The organism is Moorena sp. SIO4A5 (assembly GCF_010672005.1).
Taxonomy (GTDB): domain Bacteria; phylum Cyanobacteriota; class Cyanobacteriia; order Cyanobacteriales; family Coleofasciculaceae; genus Moorena.
Genome location: NZ_JAAHHZ010000521.1, coordinates 1 through 3,422, shown reverse-complemented (window position 1 = coordinate 3,422; position 3,422 = coordinate 1). Strand labels below are relative to the sequence as shown.

The window sequence follows — 3,422 nt, the reverse complement described above, 5'->3', positions numbered from 1 at the left end:
TCAATACAAAGATTAAAAGTTTTTTTGCTTACCCAATCAAAGTGCTCCGGGCATTCCTCCCTGCCCACTCAGCAATGATGGAATATCCTGCACTAAGATCAGATGATTAAGGTTTGGTTGTTGGTATCTAGGAGAATTATATAGCAATTATACGACTTTTGAGGTACACAATTTCTAGATTTTAGGGAACAGGGAACAGGGAACAGGGAACAGGGAACAGGGAAGAGATAAGAGGGAATAGCGATGCGCTGCATTAAGAGGTGCGACCCGTGGCGAATTTAATTCTTAATAGGTCAAGCGCACCTAACAGGGAATCAACGTCAAAGAAGACTGTACCTCATGAGTCCTAGAAACGCTATAGTATGTTTCCCATGTCTCTTACTCCACCGAATTAGTCACCAATCTAGAAAACTGATCCAAGGTTTGACGATTAGCTTGCAGGGCTTTGTCAATTGAGCCAGCAGCTGCCATCAATCCCATTTCGCGGTTGACAGGCCAAAGGTAATCAATCTCTTCACAAAAACGCCGACTATTTGATAAGAGATTTTGGTAGTTTTTAAGAGCCACATGAAATCCCTCGTGTTCCTGACAGAAACACTGCTGCATCCAATCAAGCGCTTCTCTTTGGGACATACCAAACACAGGTGATTTCAGGATCTTATAAACAAAATCAAGCGTAGAAAAGTTATCTTTAGACATAATTACTGGTGATGCACCAGAAATTCCATTATGGAAATTTTTCTGAATTAAATAGATTGTCCAATTAGCGATAAGTTTTTCGTAGGCCGTTGGTTTTGATAATTCTTTGTACAAGTTTCTACCAATAAACAGGGACGTTGTGGTGTGAAACGCTTCATCCAACAAATGATAGTAGGAAATGGCTGTTGGACTTGGGATAAATTCACCTTTTTTTTGCAATTTTTGGAAATATTTATAGATAGTGAGTTCTACATTTTTGACTGCCATATTCGCAATGTAGCGCAAGGCATAGTATTGGCACGCCATAAAAGGGGAACCTCCCCAGTTGAAGGTCAAGAACCGTAAGCGAGAGTTTGGTGCTAATCCTAGTCCCCAAAATCCCCCAGCAGACGCTGGTATTGATGGGCTTTTCTGCTCTAATTCCCTCAAATACTGAGAATAGTATTGTTTTGAACTGCTCAACATCCCTTTAGCGATGAAACCCAAGGTTTTATCTCGGTACTCTGACCAGGGCAAATTTTTCAGACTCAAGTATAAATGTTGTGAATCTGAAGACTTTGAACCATTAGCTAAGCCCCTTTTTCTCAATTTGTACGATTTACCTTTGAGGGGAGCTTTAAAAGCATCTTTCCCTAGTAACGTTCTAGTTGTTAAAAATCCGATTTTGTGAAAGGCGTGAATGTGAGAACGCTCCTGTTCAGTTTCGAGATCCAACTCCTGGGATATAGTTTCGTAACCGCCAATGGCAGCAAAAACACTCTCAGTAACTTGATTATAAGTAATGACCTCATTTTCCCCAGCAGCAATATTATGGTATGCCAAAAACCAATTCAGGTGATTGAGTGCTATTTTTTGAGAGGGAGAAGCAACTTCATAAAGGGGGGTGCCATATAATATGGATTGTTCCGGTTCGCTCCAATAGTGAGCGCTATTTTTATGGTAGTTAAAGCTTTTCTCGAGTTCTTCTATTTTTTCTGTATAGTTTGATTCTAAGTTACTGCGACATGTTTTTTCAATTGCGGTTAATGTTTTATTGCCCCATGAGAGCGATTTTTTTTGGTTTAATTCGGCTGTTTGCAACTGTTGTGACATTATTTTTTGCTCCAGAATGTATACTTACTATCTATTACAACTAAATTCCATCTGAAAATAGTCTAAGTTTGACCGTGGCGTACTATCCACTGCCGAAGAAACTGATGATGGTATCTAACGGAAAAAATCGAGTCTTTTATGCTACGGCCTTAGCAAATTGTTTAAAGGTTTTGATATTTGCTTGGATAGCCCGGTCAATGTTAGCTGCTGAGTCCATCAGGCGCATTTCTCGATTGACTGGCCAGAGGTAGTCAATGTCATTAAAAAAGCGCCGAAGATCAGACAGTAACCGTTGGTGGTACTTGAGGGTAACGTGAAATCCCTCATTTTCTTGACACAAACTTTGTTGCATACTATTGAGTGCTTCGTCCGAAGACATCCCGAATATCGGCGATCGCAGTATTTTATAGCACAACAACATAAACAGCGGCTCATCTGTTACGCACTCACTGGGGAATATACAAGAAATTCCGCTCAAAACATTATGCTGCATCATGTAGATCGCCATATTGGCCACAAATTTTTCATAGGCCGTTGGCGGGGAAAAGTCTTTGTATAAGTCGCGAGCAATGGTCTGGGAAATGGTGGTATGAAACGATTCATCTAACAAATGGAAGTGGGAAATAGCTGTGGGGGTGGGAATGAACTCAGATCGCTTGTGTAAGTCCTTAAAATACTTGAAATAGGAATGTTCCTGATTTTTGAGAACTAAATTAACAATGTAGCGTGTGGTGTAGTATTGACTAGCCAAGAACGGCGAACTTCCCCAGTTGTAGACAAAAAACGGCAGCATCTGCCGAGGAGCCAATAGTCCTGCTATCCCGTCTGCATACACAGGAATTGGCTCATTTCTCTGCACTAGTTCCTCCAAATACTGCGAACGGTAGTTTTTTTGCCCAGGAAGCATTTTTTCAACTGTCCAGCGCCAGGTCTTATCCCAGTCAAGGGAGAAGAGCAACTTTTTCGGTAGTAAGTTGACAATATTTCCTCTGAGTCTCCTCTGTTTCTGCGATTTGTACCATTTACTCTGAAAGGAATTTTTTAATAGGGCTTTGCCCAGCAGCGCCTGCTTAGTCTTGTAACCAACTTTTTGAAAGGTTTTAACGTGGTAATGTTCTTGGTTGGTTTCGGTTTCCAATTCCCGGCATAGGGTTTCGTAGCCACCAACTTTTACAAAAACGCCCCTTGTTACTTGGTTGTAAAGGATAGTTGCTGCTTCGTTAGCAGCTACACCATTGTACATGGCAACCCAGAACAGATGATTGAGCGCAATTTTTTGCGAAGGTGAGGCAGCTTGGTAAATGGGTGTACCGTAGAGCACCGAAAGTTCTGGGTCACTCCAATAAAAATCGCGATTAACCTGATAGTTAAAGTTTTTACCTAGCTCCTCTATTTTCTCCGTATAGTCAGACTTAACATTACTATTAAAGGTTCTTTCAATCAATGTGAAATGCTTCTGATTATTTTTGTCTTCCAGGTTTGAAGCTTGACTATTTCTGGTTTGATTTGATACGGTTTTTATCACTTTCTTTTCCCGGTGAGTGCAATTAACAACTTTGATGATGTTTATAGTGAAACTGAATCAATGGGAAGATTTAATCCCATTTAAGCCTCTCCTTTGAGTTCATTGA

The 3,422-nt window shown here is 40.6% G+C and carries 3 protein-coding genes; all 3 read right to left on the bottom strand.

Features of this window, described 5'->3' with window-relative positions; translation table 11 throughout:
* Positions 1-98: 98 nt before the first annotated feature.
* Entirely contained in the window at positions 99-254 is a 156-nt protein-coding gene (locus F6K57_RS40290; protein ID WP_293074507.1) for a hypothetical protein, read from the bottom strand.
* 124 nt (positions 255-378) lie between these two features.
* Entirely contained in the window at positions 379-1,791 is a 1,413-nt protein-coding gene (locus F6K57_RS40285; protein ID WP_293074505.1) for a hypothetical protein, read from the bottom strand.
* Between the two features lie 136 nt (positions 1,792-1,927).
* Positions 1,928-3,316, bottom strand: coding sequence for a hypothetical protein (locus F6K57_RS40280; protein ID WP_293074502.1), 1,389 nt, complete (start codon positions 3,314-3,316; stop codon positions 1,928-1,930).
* Between the last annotated feature and the right edge of the window lie 106 nt (positions 3,317-3,422).

Bases quoted from the DNA above. Each gene is read 5' to 3' on its own strand.
- F6K57_RS40290 (WP_293074507.1), bottom strand. From the start codon at position 254: ATGCAGCGCATCGCTATTCCCTCTTATCTCTTCCCTGTTCCCTGTTCC.
- F6K57_RS40285 (WP_293074505.1), bottom strand. From the start codon at position 1,791: ATGTCACAACAGTTGCAAACAGCCGAATTAAACCAAAAAAAATCGCTC.